The following is a 17166-nucleotide window of genomic DNA, read 5'->3' on the forward strand; positions in this document are numbered from 1 at the left end:
ATATCACTTTAAGCAATCAAATGCCTGATTTAGTATGGAATCATTCAGCAAAGATGCTGACCTCAACCAAGTTTGATGGATGAATTCACTGTAAGGAGAAGCCCTCATGGCTAACTATTTCAATACCCTAAACCTACGCCAACAATTGGACCAATTAGGTCGCTGTCGTTTTATGGATCGTGAAGAATTTGCAACAGAAGCAGATTTCCTTAAAGGTAAGAAAGTAGTCATCGTGGGCTGTGGCGCGCAAGGTCTTAACCAAGGCCTAAATATGCGTGATTCTGGCCTAGACGTATCATACGCTCTGCGCCAAGCAGCAATCGATGAGCAGCGCCAGTCTTACAAAAATGCAAAAGAGAACGGCTTCAATGTCGGCGCATACGAGACGCTAATCCCTGAAGCTGACCTAGTGGTTAACCTAACTCCTGATAAGCAGCATACTAACGTTGTAGAAACGGTTATGCCGCTGATGAAAGAAGGCGCAGCATTAGGCTACTCACATGGCTTCAACATTGTTGAAGAGGGTATGCAAATTCGTCCTGATATCACCGTTGTGATGGTGGCACCTAAGTGTCCTGGTACTGAGGTTCGTGAAGAGTACAAGCGTGGCTTTGGTGTTCCAACTCTGATTGCTGTTCACCCAGAGAATGACCCGAAAGGCGAAGGTTGGGATATCGCTAAGGCATGGGCTGCTGCAACAGGTGGTCACCGCGCTGGTTGTCTAGAGTCTTCATTCGTAGCAGAAGTAAAATCTGACCTAATGGGTGAACAAACTATTCTATGTGGCATGCTTCAAGCTGGCTCTATCGTATGCTACGAGAAGATGATTGCTGATGGCATCGACCCAAGCTATGCAGGCAAGCTGCTTCAATTTGGTTGGGAAACCATTACAGAAGCACTTAAGTTTGGTGGCATCACACACATGATGGATCGCCTATCAAACCCAGCGAAAATCCGTGCATTTGAGCTATCTGAAGAGCTAAAAGAGCTGATGCGTCCGCTTTACAACAAGCACATGGATGACATCATCGAAGGTGAGTTCTCAAGCACTATGATGGCTGACTGGGCAAACGAAGATAAGAATCTTTTAGGCTGGCGCGAAGAAACCGCAGAGACAGCGTTTGAAAACTACCCATCTAGCGACCTTGAAATTGCTGAGCAAGAGTACTTCGACAACGGTATCTTGATGGTTGCTATGGTTCGCGCTGGTGTTGAGCTAGCCTTCGAAGCAATGACGGCTTCTGGCATCATCGACGAGTCGGCTTACTATGAGTCACTACACGAACTACCGCTCATCGCAAATACAGTTGCACGTAAGCGCCTGTACGAGATGAACGTGGTTATCTCTGATACTGCTGAATACGGTAACTACCTATTCGCTAACGTAGCAACGCCGCTACTGCGCGAGAAGTTCATGCCTTCAGTGAACACAGACGTGATTGGTAAAGGTCTAGGCGAGTCTTCAAACCAAGTGGACAACCAAACTCTAATCGAAGTGAATGATGCTATCCGCAATCATCCAGTAGAGTACATCGGTGAAGAGCTACGCGGCTACATGACAGACATGAAGCACATCGCAGTAGGCGGTTAATTACTTAATCTCTAAACAGCGTCAGTTAGCGAATAATTACAAACACAACATATAAAAAAAAGGCTTGCCATTAACACGGCAAGCCTTTGTTCTTTTGAAGCGTACTGAGTTTATTTGTCAGCTAATTTCGCTTCCAAGTCCGCCAGCTTTTGCTCCATTTCCGTCAGCTTTTGACGTGTGCGAAGTAGCACTTGAGTCTGCACATCGAACTCTTCACGGCTGACAACATCAAGTTTATTCAGTTGGCCTTGAATCACTTGGCGTACTTTTTGGTCTACGTCTGCACCCAGGTCTTTGACTGGCTGAGGCATAGAGTCATGAATTTGCTTAGCAACTTGCTCTAATTTCTTTGGATCAAACATGTTGAATCTAACTCCTATCAATTTGCTCACATAATATGTAATCAATACGAATTTGTCGCTGTATCAGACGAAAAAAAGGCCACTTTCGTGGCCTTAAGTCGATTTGGATGAACTAGTTGCGCTCAGCGAGCTCTCGATGAGCGGCTTTGCATTCATCAACACGCGCTAGCTTATCTAGGTCTTTATCTTCAACAAAGATAGGAAGCGGTTTGTGTTTCTCAGCTAGGTAGCTATAGATTACTGGCAGTACGAACAAGGTAAACAGCGTACCAATCGCAAGACCCGCAACGATAACAATACCGATACTAAAGCGCTGCGCGGCACCGGCACCTGTGGCGTACATCAGTGGAATAAGACCTGCAATCATCGCCGCAGTTGTCATTAGGATAGGGCGCAGACGTACTTTCGCTGCCTCCATAACCGCATCCATCCTCGATAGCTTGTTGTGCAGTTGCTCTTCTTTTGCCACCTCACAGATCAAGATACCGTGCTTGGTGATAAGACCAACCAGTGTGATCAACCCGACCTGCGAGTAGATGTTCATTGAAGCCGCCCCCCAAGCCAAGGCAATCAGAGCACCACAAATCGCCAATGGCACAGAAACCATGATAACGATAGGGTCTTTTAGTGATTCAAACTGAATCGCTAATACTAAGAAGATGATCGCTAGAGCCAAACCAAAGGTGGCATAAAGGGCGCTACCTTCCGTTACGTATTGGCGAGCCTCACCCATATAGTCATGGTTGTAGCCACTTGGTAGCTTGTTCTGCGCGATGTCTTCAAACCAATTAATCGCATCGCCCATCGCGACACCCGGGCTGTTAACCGCACCAATGGTGGCAGAGTTGAGTTGGTTGAAGTGAGGCAGTGAGCGAGGCTCCGCCACGACATCAATGGTGATTAAACTGCCGAGTGGAATCGCATTACCATTCGCTGCTCGTACATAGTACTGGTTCATCGATTCTGGGTTTAGACGCCACTTACGCTCTACCTGTGGGATCACCTCATACGAACGACCGTCTAAGTCGATACGGTTGACGTAACCATCCGCCATCATAGTGCTCAGAGTGATACCGATGTCTTGCATCGAAACGCCGTAGGCACCGGCCTTGTCTTTATCGATGCTGATTTTCATCGTTGCCGAATCGTAGTTGAGATCCAAGTCGGTGTAGACAAACAGTGGGCTCGCCGTTACGTCTGCTAAGATGTCACTCGCAATCGTAAATAAGCTCTCAAAGCTGCTCGGTGTGGTGATAACAAACTGAATCGGTAGGCCTGAACCTGCACCAGGCAGTTCTGGCATCTGGAATGCCGTTACCGCCATGCCAGGTACATTACCCACTAAGCCACTCACACGGTTCGCCACTTCTGATTGGCTTGCCTCGCGCTCGCTCCAAGGCACCATCGATGCGATACCGAAGGCTTGGTTTGAGTTAGGCACACCAGTAAACACCTGAGCAAATGCCACTTCTGGCTGATCCGATAGAATCTCGTTCACATCGTTCATGGTGTTTTGCATGAAGTCGAGGTTGGCGTTCGATGGTGCGGTACCCATCAACATCACCACGCCTTTATCTTCAGATGGTGCAAGCTCACTTGGAATGAACTTGAACAGCATCGGCAAAGTAGCAAAAACGATAACCGCAAAGCCGATAATCACCGGGCGATGCTGCATAACCGATTTCAGCATTTTCGCGTAGCGCTCAGTCATGCTATCAAGCACGCCGTGAACCTTCTGCTCAAACTTACTTGGCTTTTCGTTCGCCTTGAGCATTTTTGAACACATCATTGGTGAGAGTGTCAGTGCCACGATCCCCGAAACGAATACCGCGCCCGCTAGCGTGAGAGCAAACTCTTTAAATAGTGAGCCTGTGATACCACCCATCAACGCGATTGGCGCATAAACCGCACCAAGCGTCAGTGTCATGGCAATAACTGGGACAGCAATCTCTCGCGTACCGATAATCGCGGCTCGGAATGGTGATTCGCCAAGCTTGATGTGACGGTCGACGTTCTCAAGGACAACGATCGCATCATCTACCACCAGACCGATTGCCAATACCATCGCCAGTAAGGTCATCAAGTTCCAAGAGAAACCCATCGCCTGCATCACCATCGCCACACCAATCAAAGAGAGTGGAATCGTCACGATAGGGATCAGTACGGCGCGGAATGAGCCGAGGAATAGGGTGATCACGACCAGTACGATCAATGCTGCTTCAAGGATAGTTTTCACCACCTCATTGATGGACTCATTGATGGCAACAGTCGAGTCATACATCACGTTCATGTTGATGTTGCTCGGCAGGTTGCGCTCAAGTTGCGGTAATAAGTCTAAGACATCGGCGGCAATGTTGATTGGGTTGGCACTTGGCGCCGCATTGATCGCGGCAACCACAGCTTCTTGGCCATTCGCACTGGCGCGATACACGTCGTGGCTCTTTTCAAGCGTCACTTTGGCAATATCAACCAGACGGATAATGTTGCCGTTAACCGAGCCCACAACCAGATTTTCTAGCTCTGCCACGTTCGATACCTGCGTATCAGCACTACCGTTATACAGAACAAATTCGCCCACTGCCTGACCCGTCGCTGACTGGTAGTTGTTGGCATTCAGCACGCCCATCACATCCGTCGCGGTGAGATCGAGCGCCGCCATTTTGGCAGGGTCTAGCCAAACACGCAGCGCGTATTTCATGCCACCGTATAGGTCGACCTTAGACACACCGTTAACCGTAAACAGCTGCGGGTTGATTACACGCTCAAGGTAGTCAGTGATTTGGCTCGATGACAGTTCATCACTGGTGAAACCAATGTAAAGTACCGCGGTTGTTGAACCTGTCGACATGGTTACCGTTGGATCTTCGGCTTCACTCGGCAGCTGCGAACGCACCGAGTTGGTTTTGGCCAGAATATCTGACAAAGCCGCATTCGGATCGGTATTAAGCTTCATGTTGACGGTGATCGTCGAGGTACCGAGTACCGACGATGAGGTCATGTAGTCAATGTTGTCAGCCTGAGCAATTGCCTGCTCAAGAGGTTGGGTAATAAAGCCTTGAATCAAGTCCGCTGACGCGCCGTAGTAACTGGTTGTGACAGTCACTACGGTATTGGTCATATCGGGATACTCACGAACCTGCATCTTGAACATTGCTTGGATACCAAGCAGGGCAATCAAGAAGCTGATTGATACCGCGAGCACCGGACGTTTAATAAAAACATCAGTAAAACGCATAGTAACCTCGCTTACAGCATCGGAGTTTCAGCAGGTGGTGTTGCAGCATCACTCTCAACCACGCGAACTTTCGCACCGTTACTCAAGCGCACCTGACCTGATGTGACAACAGTATCACCCGGCTTCACACCCTCTAGAATATGGGCGATATCAGCAACCCGTTCGCCAACTTTTACCACATGCTGCTTAACGCGTGTTTCCCCGTCTTCTTCAGTAATGATGTAGACGTTGTCTCCGTATAGCGTAAAGGTAATCGCAGTTTGCGGCAGGGTCACTTGGTCGCTGATCTTCGGTAGAATGATGTGTGCACGAGCAAACATACCAGAGCGGAGTAGACCATCGCTGTTTGGAATGTCAGCTTGAACTTGGATCAAGCCACTTTGCACGTTAACCGCAGGTTCAATAGCCGAGATAGAGCCAGAAAAGGTTTTTTCTGGGTACGCGTCTACGAAAATTTCGATGTTTTGGTCGATGTGGATACGTGAAATATCTGTTTGTGGCACAGTGAAACGCAGGCGCATGACACTGGTGTCTTCTAGGCGAACAATATCCGTACCTGCTTGCAGGTATTGGCCCAAGTAAACGTTACGAATACCGACGATACCTGAAAATGGCGCTTTGATTTCACGGCGATCAATCGACGCTTCTAAGCTGTCGATATCCGCTAAAAGAGAGAAGTAAGTTGCTTCCGCTTCATCAAAAGCTTCTTTAGACACCGAGCCTTTTTTGAATAGGCCTTGGTAGCGTTGATATTTAGCTTTGGCAGCAGGTAGGCGTGCTTGTGTACTCTTGAGGTTCGCTTTTTCAACTTCAGAATCAAGCAACACCAGTTTTTGGTTCTCTTCTACTTGCTTACCTGAATCGAAAAGAATCTTTTTGATGACACCGCTGGTTTCGTTAGCCACGGTGACACCTTGGTTTGGCTCGATAAAGCCAATGGCATCGATAACCGGCACCCAATCGACGGCATCCACTTTTACTGCAGTGACTGGGAACTCTGGCTCTGGTCGGTTCGCCATGTACTCAGCGATTTTTTGTTGCTTGAAAAGGTTAAAGCCAATTACGCTACCAAATAGCAAGATGGCGATAAGCAACATGAAGAAAGTCCACTTTTTCATTCTGTTCTGAACTCCGAATTAGTGATTAATAATGGCATCCCAGCTAGCATCAAATGCGGCTTCAATATCCGTTGGGGTTAATGTGTACAGCCCAATTGCATTTTTTCGAGAAATCGTTGCACAGGCTTCAAATGTCAGCCCTGCAAGAATTTCATTCGCTATGGGTTTTAACTGTCCTTGTGCTTTACCATCTTCAAAGATCTGATTGACCTTAGAGAATAATTGTAGCTCTTGCTTTCGCTTTCGGTAGAAATCAGAGCAAGGCAAGGAGTCGTATTGCAAACGGCTACTAAAGGAAGACGCATTTGACTCAGCTAAGTGCCAGATGTTGAACCAGACTTGTCGATAGCGTTGTTTCACGTCTAACGAGTCATCAAGATCTCTCTGAATTTCAGTCGCTACTCGGCGCATAACATCGATACGCACCTCGTCTAACAGGTGTTCTTTGTCGTTGAAATAACGATAGATAGTGCCTGCTGCAACTTCAGCATCTTTGGCGAGTCGGTTCATTGAAAGCCCCTGAAATCCAACTTCAGCAATCAGCTTTTCGGCTGACTCCAGGATTCTTTGTCGCTTATCGGATTCTCGTTTCGTCATAAATCCTCCAAGTGAATGAACGTTCATTCATTATAAGTCAGCACTCTGGGTACAGATCAATAAAAAGTTATTTATACTTTAGATTCATTTTGTTTATTAATGGCCAACCTGGTTATAACAGATGTAAGTAAGTGTAACTGATGTGCGCGGTAATGGTGCTTATAATAGAGATAGGTCAAGCGGTGCACTTAACCTTGATAGGCTCGCATCTAGGTAGGGATTGGGTATATCATTGCCGGCCTAACATTCTAGGTCCGATCATTTAGTCATAGAGAGTAACCCAATGAAACTGAATCCAGCTCAAGATGAAGCGGTGAAATATGTGTCAGGCCCTTGCCTCGTCCTTGCTGGCGCTGGCTCAGGTAAAACGCGTGTTATCACCAATAAAATCGCTTATCTGGTTCAGCAGTGCGGTTACAAAGCGCGAAATATTGCCGCGGTGACATTTACCAATAAAGCGGCGCGTGAGATGAAAGAGCGTGTCGGACAAACCTTAGGTACAGGCGAGTCGAAAGGGTTGATGGTTTCTACGTTCCACACGCTAGGCCTTAACTTGATCAAACGCGAGTATAAACACCTTGGCTTAAAGGCGAGCTTTTCTCTATTTGATGACCAAGACCAGTTAGCCCTTTTAAAGGAGCTAACCGAGAAGCAGCTTGATGGCGATAAAGACCTATTAAGACAGCTTCTGAGCACCATCTCTAACTGGAAAAACGACATGCTGACGCCCGATCAAGCGAAAGCAAGAGCGCAGGGTGAACAGCAACAGTTGTTTGCTTTCTGCTTTGAGATGTACGACAAACAGATGAAAGCCTATAACGCGCTCGATTTTGATGACCTGATCCTATTGCCTGTTTTGCTTTTGCGCGGTAACGAAGAGGTGCGTCAGCGTTGGCAAAGTCGTATTCGTTATCTGCTGGTGGATGAGTATCAAGATACCAACACCAGTCAATATGAGTTGGTTAGGCTGCTGGTGGGTGAGCGTGGCCGTTTGACCGTGGTTGGAGATGATGATCAGTCTATCTACTCTTGGCGTGGCGCAAAACCACAAAACTTAGTCCTGCTTGGCGAAGATTACCCCAATTTACGTCTGATTAAATTGGAGCAAAACTATCGCTCAACCAGCCGTATTTTGCGCGCAGCGAACATCTTGATTGCCAACAACCCACATGTTTATGAGAAGTCGCTGTTTTCTGAAATCCCTGATGGTGAAAAGCTCAAGGTATTAAACGCAAAAGATGAAGAACACGAGGCTGAGCGTATTACCGGTGAGATCATCGCTCACAAATTTCTTAATCGAACCAACTACGGCGACTATGCCATCTTATATAGAGGCAATCACCAGTCTCGCTTGATTGAAAAATCTTTGATGCAAAACCGTGTGCCTTACAAGATCTCGGGTGGTACCTCCTTCTTCGCGCGAGCAGAGATTAAGGACATCATGGCGTATCTGCGCGTGCTAGTGAATCCTGATGACGATAATGCCTTTTTGCGCATTGTTAACACGCCGCGCCGTGAGATAGGCCCTGTGACGCTAGAGAAGCTTGGCAGCTACGCCAATATGCGTGGTAAGAGCTTGTTTGAATGTAGCTTTGAGCTGGGTCTTGAACAAACCCTCTCTGGTCGTGGCTTAGAAAACTTGCGTCGCTTTACTCAATGGCTGGTGGCTGTTGCCGATCAAGCCGAGCGAGGTAACACGGTTGAAGCCGTGCGTTCATTGGTGCGTGATATCAATTACGAAGATTGGCTCTACGAAACATCTAGCAGCCCTAAAGCGGCAGAGATGCGCATGAAGAACGTCTCTGATCTCTATTCTTGGATTGTGGCTGACCTTGAAGGGGACAACTACGATCAAGAAGAGAAAACGTTAAAAGAGGTGGTACAACGCCTGACTCTGCGTGACATGATGGAACGTGGTGAAGATGATGAAGACAGTGATGCTGTTCAGTTAATGACGCTGCATGCCTCGAAAGGCTTGGAGTTCCCATACGTCTATCTTATGGGGACTGAAGAGGGGATCCTGCCGCATCAAACCAGTATCGATGAAGATAATGTCGAAGAAGAGCGCCGCCTAATGTACGTAGGCATTACCCGTGCACAGCGCGAGCTGACCTTCACCATGTGTAAAGAACGTCGCCAGTATGGTGAGCTGATTAAGCCAACCCAAAGCCGCTTCTTAGATGAATTACCATTTGACGATGTTGAGTGGGAAACGGTGAAAAAGCCAGTAACGCAAGAGGAGCGTATGGCGAAAGGGCAGGCTCATATTGCCAACCTACGTTCGATGTTTAAGAAGTAGGGGAAATAATAGGCTGGAGGTATAAGGGAAAGAAGAATACAGAGGTTACATGCGAGCACCTCTGTATTCCAAGCACTTGACGTTGAAGCCAGGCAACAATACCGCCTTCAACCTTCTCTACCTATATCCCTTCAATCATATGCTCAATCGCTGCAATGATTTCATCATCTGAACAATCCATACATGAACCTTTCGGTGGCATTGCGTTAAAGCCGTTGATCGCGTGGTCAGCGAGCACATCCATACCTTGAGCGATACGTGGTGCCCAATCGCCCGCATCACCGGTTTTGGGAGCGCCGCTCACACCAATACCGTGACAAGCAGTACAGAAGGTACCGTAAACCGTTGCACCATCACGAGGGCCAGCTGCTACTTCCTCTACGACAGGCTCACTACCAGCAAGATAAACATTGCCAACCGGCTTGATACGCTGCTCAATCGCATCGTAGTCAGCTTGGCTAACATTGGCGGCCATTGCGGCACTAGAAAAAGCTAAGGTGGCAAAAACAGCACTAATCATTCGACGAGACATATCCAATAAACTCACTTTACGTTCCTAGGTTGGCAAAAAACCGACCTTTTTATTGTTGTTAGAGGCTTCCATGCGCTGCTTTGTGAGAAACAAAGACACACGGCTGTTAAATCATTGTAAATATCAGGTGATTATATCCCGATAGTTTGTTGCGATAAACCGATCAAAACTGGGTTGTCACTGTTTTTTACGACCAAAATAGGTACTCGTCACACTTTGATTGACGAAAAAGGCATCAAACGCAAAAAAAGTTAAAAAAAACACTAGACGACCTAGTGTGATATCCGTATTATTCCACTCCGCCGATAGGGCATGCGCCCGTAGCTCAGCTGGATAGAGCGTTGGCCTCCGGAGCCAAAGGTCGAAGGTTCGAATCCTTTCGGGCGTACCATTGCCCTGGAGGAGATATCGGTTAAAAAATTATGGTGGCTATAGCTCAGTTGGTAGAGCCCTGGATTGTGATTCCGGTGGTCGCGAGTTCGAATCTCGTTAGCCACCCCATTCTTTCTTTTTTGAATGGGTATGGTAGCATTAGCTTCCTTTCTCGTAAGAGATAAAACAAAGTCGGTGAATAGCGCAGCTTGGTAGCGCATCTGGTTTGGGACCAGAGGGTCGGGGGTTCGAATCCCTCTTCACCGACCACTCTTTCATTTATGGCTATACTTTAGCGGTAAATACAAAAATTGATGGTGGCTATAGCTCAGTTGGTAGAGCCCTGGATTGTGATTCCGGTGGTCGCGAGTTCGAATCTCGTTAGCCACCCCATTATTTCCCATTTAATGGGTTCGGTAGCAACAGCTTCCCTTCTCGCAAGAGATAAAACAAAGTCGGTGAATAGCGCAGCTTGGTAGCGCATCTGGTTTGGGACCAGAGGGTCGGGGGTTCGAATCCCTCTTCACCGACCACTACACGAAACCCTCGTCGAAAGACGAGGGTTTTTTGCTATCTGGAAAAGGAAAGCACATGCGGCTCGTGGGCTGGAGCGCCAGTCCGATCGAATCCCTCTTCACCGACCACTACACGAAACCCTCGTCGAAAGACGAGGGTTTTTTGCTATCTGGAAAAGGAAAGTACATGCGGCTCGTGGGCTGGAGCGCCAGTCCGATCGAATCCCTCTTCACCGACCACTACACAGAACCCCTGTCGAAAGACAGAGGTTTTTTGCGTTTAGGGGAAAAAGAAGAGTTCAGAATACAGATCTAAATAGCGACCACCTCTGAACTCTGTATTCTGTATTCCAAAAAATAACCCGCAAATTCCCCCTCGATCTCCCAACTCAAATTCATTGCACCAAAATCGCCCATCACGCAAGCAATAATCCTAAACAATGAATATCGTGAAGTTTATTCAACTGCCTATATAACGAATAGGTAGGTAATAATCTTGCCTAATAGACATAAAAAGGTTGGTTGTTTTAATAATGTTAAATTGATCCGGATTGGCATCTATTCATTACTTATGCACTGATTTGGTGCGTGGGTTGGATGGGGAGAAAAGGTTGATCTAGCTTGTAGCCCATATTTGCCGAGTATTGTGCTACGAAGAGTGAAATATAGTCGTGAATTAATATATATCAATCGATTAATAAATATTCAGTTAGATATGCTTCTGACAGTGAAAATTGAGTTTTTATCCCTTGTTTGTTGCTTTTTCGTGAAATATTTGCCACATTGTGTTCCTTGTAATTAGCCAGAATAAAATTCTGGTTTGAATGGAATCATATTGATTTGGTGTTTTGCGTGGATTGCGCGATAACCGAATCTCAGACAGGGCAGAAAACTGTCTAAAGCAGTAGAGGTCTGATACATGTCTCTTTTAGAAGTTAGAAATCTTCGCATCGAGTACCCATCTCGTCATGGTGTACACGCCGCTGTAAAAGCACTTTCCTTTAATATTGAACGAGGAGAGATCGTCGGTGTTGTTGGTGAATCGGGTGCTGGTAAGTCAACCGTAGGTAACGCAGTGATCGATCTGCTTAGCCCTCCAGGCACTATTGCTGATGGTGAAGTCTTCCTCGATGGCGAAAAGATCTCTGGCTTATCTCCAGAGCAGATGCGTAAAGTTCGCGGCTCAAAAATTGGATTTATCTTCCAAGACCCAATGACCTCATTGAATCCTCTTTTCACTGTAGAACAGCAGCTAAAAGAGACGATTCACGCCAATATGAAGGTGACAGACGAAGAGGCGTACCAGCGTGCACTCTCTTTGATGAATCAAGTTGGTATCCCGCAACCAGAAAACCGTCTTAAACAGTATCCTCACCAATTCTCTGGTGGTATGCGTCAACGTGTGGTTATCGCGATTGCACTCGCGGGTGAACCAGATCTGATTATTGCCGATGAGCCAACGACAGCATTGGATGTCTCTATCCAAGACCAAATCCTAGGTTTGATTCGTGAGCTGTGTATCAAGAATAACGTTGGCTGTATGTTGGTCACTCACGATATGGGTGTGGTTTCTAACGTTACAGATCGTGTGGCGGTTATGTATCGTGGTGAGCTTGTAGAGTTTGGCCCGACGAAACAAGTGCTAGGCACGCCAGAGCACTCGTACACACATAGCCTGATTTCAGCGGTACCGCGTTCAGACATCAAACTCGACCGCTTCCCGTTGGTGAGCTACATCGAAGAAGCAAAAGAGATGAAGCCGCTAGATGTGAAAAATCACTGGTTGGGTCAAAGCCAGGACCATCGAGATTACACTGGGTCGCTTCTAAACGTGGAGAATGTGAATCTTCGCTTTGTTACCAAAGACTCTCTATTTGAGAGCCGTCGCGAATACGTTCAGGCGTCGAACAACGTGAGCTTTGATGTCAAAGAAGGTGAGACGTTTGGTCTTGTGGGTGAATCAGGCTCGGGTAAGTCAACCATTGCGCGAGTAATTGCGGGTCTGTACGAACCAAACTCAGGTCGAGTGAGTTTTGAAGGTATTGATTTAACGTCTCTTCGTTCAGAGAAAGAGCGTCGCCCGCTGCGTCGTCAAATGCAGATGGTGTTCCAAAACCCATATACCTCAATGAACCCACGCATGAAAATCTTCGATATCATCGCAGAGCCGATTCGTTTCCATAAGTTGACAAAGAATGAAGCGGAAACCCGTGCGATCGTGAACGATCTACTTGATCACGTTGGCTTGGGTCGCATGGCGGGTGTGAAGTATCCACATGAATTTTCTGGCGGTCAGCGTCAACGTATTTCTATCGCGCGTGCTTTAGCAACGCGCCCACGTCTTCTTATCTGTGATGAGCCAACATCGGCGCTCGATGTCTCGGTACAGGCACAGATCCTCAACCTGCTTAAGGACTTGCAGGATGAACTGAATCTCACCATGTTGTTTATCAGCCACGACTTACCGGTTATTCGTCAGATGTGTGACCGAGTCGGCGTGATGCAGATGGGCACCTTGCTAGAGGTGGCTCCAACCGAGCAGCTCTTCACTAACCCGCAGCATGAATACAGCAAACAGCTGATCTCATTGATGCCAGAGTTTACTGGTCTGCGTGAAGACATCGCTGTAGCAGCAGGTTAGAACTAGATTCACTCCCAACGCAGGTCGTTCAGTGGTTGGGAGTAATAACAAAGCCAAGTTCACTTGGAACAAACAGACGCAAACACAACAACTAGGGATTGGATTCCCGCATAAGGAGTTATGCAATGAAAACCATGAAAAGCAAAATAGCAGTGGCATTAATGGCAGCTGGCCTAAGCTTTGGTGCAGCCGCGGCTGAAATCAAAGTCGCTTACGATGCTGACCCAGTATCACTTGACCCACATGAGCAGTTGTCTGGTGGTACGCTTCAAATGTCGCACATGGTATTTGATCCGCTAGTTCGTTACACACAAGAGTTAGATTTTGAACCTCGCTTAGCTGCATCTTGGGAGCGTGTTGATGATACGACATTCCGCTTCAAGCTACGTGAAGGCGTGAAATTCCACTCTGGTAACGACCTAACAGCGGACGACGTCGTTTGGACTTTTGACCGTCTAAAAGACTCTCCAGACTTTAAAGCGATTTTCGAACCGTATGAGAAGATGGTAAAGGTGGATGATTACACTGTAGAAATCATCTCTAAAGGCGCATATCCACTGGTTCTTCAGACAGCAACTTACATTTTCCCAATGGACAGCAAGTTCTACTCTGGCTCAACTGAAGACGGCAAAGACAAAGCAGAAGTGGTTAAGCACGGTAACTCGTTCGCTTCAACTAACGTTTCAGGTACCGGTCCATTCGTTGTTGCTTCTCGTGAGCAGGGCGTACAAACCGTATTTGAGCGTTTTGACGGTTACTGGGATGAAGACACAGGTAACGTTGATAAGCTAACGCTAGTGCCAATCAAAGAAGATGCGACTCGCGTAGCAGCACTGCTTTCTGGCGGCGTTGACATGATTGCCCCTGTTGCACCAAACGATCACAACCGTGTTCAATCAGCAGACGGTGTTGATTTGGTAACACTACCTGGTACGCGTCTAATCACGTTCCAATTGAACCAGAACAGCAATGAAGCACTAAAAGACGTTCGTGTTCGTCAGGCGATTGTTCACGCGATAAACAACGAAGGTATCGTTAAGCGCATCATGCGCGGCTTCGCTACAACAGCGGGTCAGCAAGGCCCTGAAGGCTATGCTGGCTACAAAGCAGAGCTAACGCCACGTTACGACGTTAAGAAAGCAAAAGAGCTAATGGCTGAAGCGGGCTACGCAGATGGTTTCACTCTTACCATGATGGCACCAAATAACCGTTACGTGAACGATGCGAAAGTGGCGCAAGCGACAGCGGCAATGCTAGCGAAAATCGGCATCAAGGTAGACCTGAAAACTATGCCGAAAGCGCAATACTGGCCAGAGTTTGATAAGTGTGCAGCAGACATGCTGATGATCGGTTGGCACTCTGATACAGAAGATTCAGCGAACTTCTCTGAGTTTCTAACAATGACGCGTAACGAAGAGACGGGTCGTGGTCAGTACAACTGTGGTCACTACTCAAACCCAGAGCTAGACAAGTTGGTTGACGCTTCAAACGTTGAAACAGACCCAGCGAAACGTGCAGCTCAGCTACAAGAAGTTGAAACTATCCTGTACAACGATGCGGCGTTTGCTCCTCTACACTGGCAGAACCTAGCGTGGGCAGCAAAATCTAACGTTGAAATTGCACCTATCGTAAACGCAATGAACTTCCCTTACTTCGGTGACCTGAAGGTTAAATAAGTAAGGTAGTCAGTGAGTACCCAGTTAGTGGGTACTCACAGTTTTTGGTACTTAGCTTTGTTCAGTCGGGCTAGGTGCCATTTTTAAGACTGAACATTCGACTCACTCTTTTGTTTCCAGATTAATTTGCTTAAATGACGAACCATTAATGAAGTTCGCGAGGCTTGTTACACCAAGGAAAGAGAAAAGTCAGAGTTACAGACTGAAATTTATGGAAAGTTAAGGGGCAAGGAATGTTTTCGTTTCTGGTCAAGCGCCTGTATCAGGCACTGATAGTGATGTTTGTGATCAGTTTGGTGGCGTTTGCCATTCAAGACAACCTCGGGGACCCATTGCGTGAGCTGGTTGGTCAGTCGGTTTCAGAAGCCGAGCGCCAAGCACTGCGTGATGAACTGGGCTTGAATGATCCCTTCATTACAAAATATTCACGATTTGTCGGCAACGCTATACAAGGCGATCTCGGCACATCCTATTTCTTCAAACGACCAGCGGTGGATGTGATTCTTGACCGCTTAGTCGCGACTCTAGAGTTGGTGTTTGGTGCTACTTTAATCATCGTAGTGTTATCAATACCGCTCGGTGTCTATTCTGCGATTCACCCTAAGAGCTTCTTTACCAAAGTAGTGATGGCGGGCAGTAGTGTCGGTATTTCTATACCAGTATTCCTTACTGCAATCATGTTGATGTATGTGTTCTCAATTGAGCTAGGCTGGCTGCCTTCTTATGGTCGGGGAGAGACCACCAATCTACTCGGCTGGGAGTCAGGCTTCTTCAATCTTGATGGTTTGCGTCACCTTGTTCTGCCTTGTATTGCGCTAGCGTCTATCATGCTACCGCTGTTTATTCGCCTTGTACGTTCTGAAATGCTCGAAGTGTTGAGCTCTGAGTACATTAAGTTTGGTAAAGCCAAAGGCTTGGCGCTTAATAAGATTTACTACCAGCACGCGCTAAAAAATACCATGCTGCCTGTGATTACAGTCGGGGGCGTACAGATAGGTACTATGGTGGCTTACACCATCTTGACCGAAACCGTATTCCAATGGCCGGGGACTGGCCTGCTGTTCTTAGATGCGATTAACCGCGTTGATACACCGCTTATTACTGCATACGTAATTTTCGTTGGTCTTATCTTTGTGGTGACGAACACCATCGTTGACCTTCTGTATGGTCTTATTAACCCAACTGTGAACATTACTGGTAAAGGAGCATAATCATGGAACAAGTAGCAGCAGCTCCTTCTCGTTGGGAGCGTTTTAAGAACTCTGACATTATTTACTATTTTGTTCGCGACAAAGTGGCGATGTTCAGCTTCGCTGTATTTCTTGCGTTTTTGTTCGCTGCATTAGCCGCGCCATTGATTGCTCCAAGTGACCCTTATGATCTGGGTTCAATCGATATTATGAACTCAGAGCTGCCGCCGTCTTGGCTCGATGGTGGTGAACCTGAGTTCTTGCTGGGCACTGACGAACAAGGTCGCGATATCTTATCGACCATCCTATACGGCTCTCGCTTATCACTGACCATTGGCTTTCTAGCTGTCGGTCTACAGCTGTTCTTAGGCATTGTGATTGGCTTGTCAGCGGGTTACTTTGGCGGTCGTATTGATAGCTTCTTAATGCGTTTTGCTGATATTCAGCTCTCTTTTTCAACCATGATGGTCGCGATCATCGTCTCTGCTATTTTCAAAGCGAGCTTTGGTAGCCAGTTCTACAGTCAATATGCGGTTGTGATGCTGGTGGTGATTATCGGTATCGCCGAGTGGCCGCAGTATGCACGTACTGTGCGTGCTACCGTATTGGCAGAGAAGAAGAAAGAATACGTGGAAGCGGCACGTGTGATGGGCTTTAAAGCACCGCGTATCATGTTCCGTCACATTCTGCCGAACTGTTTGTCTCCAATCTTGGTTATCTCAACAGTACAGATTGCTAATGCCATCATGTCTGAGGCGGCACTGTCATTCTTAGGTTTAGGTCTACCGGTAGACCAGCCGTCATTGGGTGCACTGATCAGCATAGGCTTTAACTACATCTTCTCTGGCGCATGGTGGATTACTGCCTTCCCAGGCATTGTACTGGTGACACTGGTCTTGGTGATCAACCTGCTAGGCGACTGGCTGCGTGATGTGTTTAACCCGAAAATCTACAAAGGGTGATCCATTTACCTACGCGAGTAACAAAAGCTGTATAAACTAGAACTTACAGGTTCTAGAAAACGAAAGTTGAAAGAGC

General features: G+C 47.1%; 12 protein-coding genes and 5 tRNA genes. 12 read left to right on the forward strand and 5 right to left on the reverse strand.

The features are described 5' to 3' along the window. The first annotated feature begins 106 nt into the window (after window positions 1–106). A complete protein-coding gene (gene ilvC, locus QWZ05_RS13070) occupies window positions 107–1591 on the forward strand; it encodes a ketol-acid reductoisomerase (RefSeq protein WP_264874597.1) in 1485 nt (494 codons plus the stop codon). Window positions 1592–1701: 110 nt separating this feature from the next. Here ilvC and ubiK read toward each other — a convergent pair whose 3' ends face one another. The 4 genes from ubiK to QWZ05_RS13090 all read right to left on the reverse strand — a co-directional run bounded on the left by ubiK (window position 1702) and on the right by QWZ05_RS13090 (window position 6903). After that, window positions 1702–1953, reverse strand: coding sequence for a ubiquinone biosynthesis accessory factor UbiK (gene ubiK / locus QWZ05_RS13075; RefSeq protein WP_264874596.1), 252 nt, complete (start codon window positions 1951–1953; stop codon window positions 1702–1704). Between the two features lie 112 nt (window positions 1954–2065). Next, window positions 2066–5188, reverse strand: a complete 3123-nt coding sequence (locus QWZ05_RS13080; protein ID WP_264874595.1) for a multidrug efflux RND transporter permease subunit — start codon at window positions 5186–5188, stop codon at window positions 2066–2068. Window positions 5189–5199: 11 nt separating this feature from the next. Continuing rightward, complete coding sequence (locus QWZ05_RS13085; RefSeq protein WP_264874594.1) at window positions 5200–6306, reverse strand: efflux RND transporter periplasmic adaptor subunit; 1107 nt, start codon at window positions 6304–6306, stop codon at window positions 5200–5202. A gap of 18 nt (window positions 6307–6324) precedes the next feature. Further along, window positions 6325–6903, reverse strand: coding sequence for a TetR/AcrR family transcriptional regulator (locus QWZ05_RS13090; protein ID WP_264874593.1), 579 nt, complete (start codon window positions 6901–6903; stop codon window positions 6325–6327). Window positions 6904–7186: 283 nt separating this feature from the next. Between QWZ05_RS13090 and rep the strand changes: the two genes are divergently transcribed. After that, on the forward strand, window positions 7187–9202 hold the full coding sequence (gene rep, locus QWZ05_RS13095) for a DNA helicase Rep (RefSeq protein WP_264874592.1): 2016 nt from the start codon (window positions 7187–7189) through the stop codon (window positions 9200–9202). A gap of 121 nt (window positions 9203–9323) precedes the next feature. Here rep and QWZ05_RS13100 read toward each other — a convergent pair whose 3' ends face one another. Continuing rightward, window positions 9324–9740: a c-type cytochrome gene (locus QWZ05_RS13100; protein ID WP_289962400.1), complete on the reverse strand. Its 417-nt coding sequence runs from the start codon at window positions 9738–9740 to the stop codon at window positions 9324–9326. A gap of 308 nt (window positions 9741–10048) precedes the next feature. Here QWZ05_RS13100 and QWZ05_RS13105 point away from each other — a divergent pair. From QWZ05_RS13105 to QWZ05_RS13150, 10 genes are all read left to right on the forward strand, one after another. Beyond that, window positions 10049–10125: transfer RNA gene (locus QWZ05_RS13105), tRNA-Arg, on the forward strand. 34 nt (window positions 10126–10159) lie between these two features. Further along, a tRNA-His gene (locus tag QWZ05_RS13110) sits at window positions 10160–10235 on the forward strand. A gap of 64 nt (window positions 10236–10299) precedes the next feature. Next, window positions 10300–10376, forward strand: a tRNA-Pro gene (locus QWZ05_RS13115). Between the two features lie 47 nt (window positions 10377–10423). Continuing rightward, window positions 10424–10499 (forward strand) — tRNA-His (locus QWZ05_RS13120). 63 nt (window positions 10500–10562) lie between these two features. Then, window positions 10563–10639 (forward strand) — tRNA-Pro (locus tag QWZ05_RS13125). A 58-nt stretch (window positions 10640–10697) separates the two neighbouring features. Further along, entirely contained in the window at window positions 10698–10937 is a 240-nt protein-coding gene (locus tag QWZ05_RS13130; RefSeq protein WP_264874591.1) for a hypothetical protein, read from the forward strand. A 603-nt stretch (window positions 10938–11540) separates the two neighbouring features. Continuing rightward, window positions 11541–13262, forward strand: coding sequence for a dipeptide ABC transporter ATP-binding protein (locus QWZ05_RS13135; RefSeq protein WP_264874590.1), 1722 nt, complete (start codon window positions 11541–11543; stop codon window positions 13260–13262). A gap of 125 nt (window positions 13263–13387) precedes the next feature. Next, window positions 13388–14938: an ABC transporter substrate-binding protein gene (locus tag QWZ05_RS13140; RefSeq protein WP_264874589.1), complete on the forward strand. Its 1551-nt coding sequence runs from the start codon at window positions 13388–13390 to the stop codon at window positions 14936–14938. Between the two features lie 233 nt (window positions 14939–15171). Continuing rightward, a complete protein-coding gene (locus tag QWZ05_RS13145) occupies window positions 15172–16149 on the forward strand; it encodes an ABC transporter permease (protein WP_264874588.1) in 978 nt (325 codons plus the stop codon). A gap of 2 nt (window positions 16150–16151) precedes the next feature. Then, window positions 16152–17090, forward strand: coding sequence for an ABC transporter permease (locus QWZ05_RS13150; RefSeq protein ID WP_264874587.1), 939 nt, complete (start codon window positions 16152–16154; stop codon window positions 17088–17090). The last annotated feature ends 76 nt before the right edge of the window (window positions 17091–17166 follow it).

The sequence above is a fragment of the Vibrio agarivorans genome, assembly GCF_030409635.1.
GTDB lineage: Bacteria > Pseudomonadota > Gammaproteobacteria > Enterobacterales > Vibrionaceae > Vibrio > Vibrio agarivorans.

What these genes read in the sequence shown, in the direction of transcription:
- QWZ05_RS13140 (WP_264874589.1), top strand. Translation starts at nt 13,388, where the DNA reads ATGAAAACCATGAAAAGCAAAATAGCAGTGGCATTAATGGCAGCTGGC.
- QWZ05_RS13090 (WP_264874593.1), bottom strand. Translation starts at nt 6,903, where the DNA reads ATGACGAAACGAGAATCCGATAAGCGACAAAGAATCCTGGAGTCAGCC.
- QWZ05_RS13135 (WP_264874590.1), top strand. Translation starts at nt 11,541, where the DNA reads ATGTCTCTTTTAGAAGTTAGAAATCTTCGCATCGAGTACCCATCTCGT.
- ilvC (WP_264874597.1), top strand. Translation starts at nt 107, where the DNA reads ATGGCTAACTATTTCAATACCCTAAACCTACGCCAACAATTGGACCAA.
- QWZ05_RS13085 (WP_264874594.1), bottom strand. Translation starts at nt 6,306, where the DNA reads ATGAAAAAGTGGACTTTCTTCATGTTGCTTATCGCCATCTTGCTATTT.
- QWZ05_RS13150 (WP_264874587.1), top strand. Translation starts at nt 16,152, where the DNA reads ATGGAACAAGTAGCAGCAGCTCCTTCTCGTTGGGAGCGTTTTAAGAAC.
- ubiK (WP_264874596.1), bottom strand. Translation starts at nt 1,953, where the DNA reads ATGTTTGATCCAAAGAAATTAGAGCAAGTTGCTAAGCAAATTCATGAC.
- QWZ05_RS13080 (WP_264874595.1), bottom strand. Translation starts at nt 5,188, where the DNA reads ATGCGTTTTACTGATGTTTTTATTAAACGTCCGGTGCTCGCGGTATCA.
- QWZ05_RS13130 (WP_264874591.1), top strand. Translation starts at nt 10,698, where the DNA reads ATGCGGCTCGTGGGCTGGAGCGCCAGTCCGATCGAATCCCTCTTCACC.
- QWZ05_RS13145 (WP_264874588.1), top strand. Translation starts at nt 15,172, where the DNA reads ATGTTTTCGTTTCTGGTCAAGCGCCTGTATCAGGCACTGATAGTGATG.
- rep (WP_264874592.1), top strand. Translation starts at nt 7,187, where the DNA reads ATGAAACTGAATCCAGCTCAAGATGAAGCGGTGAAATATGTGTCAGGC.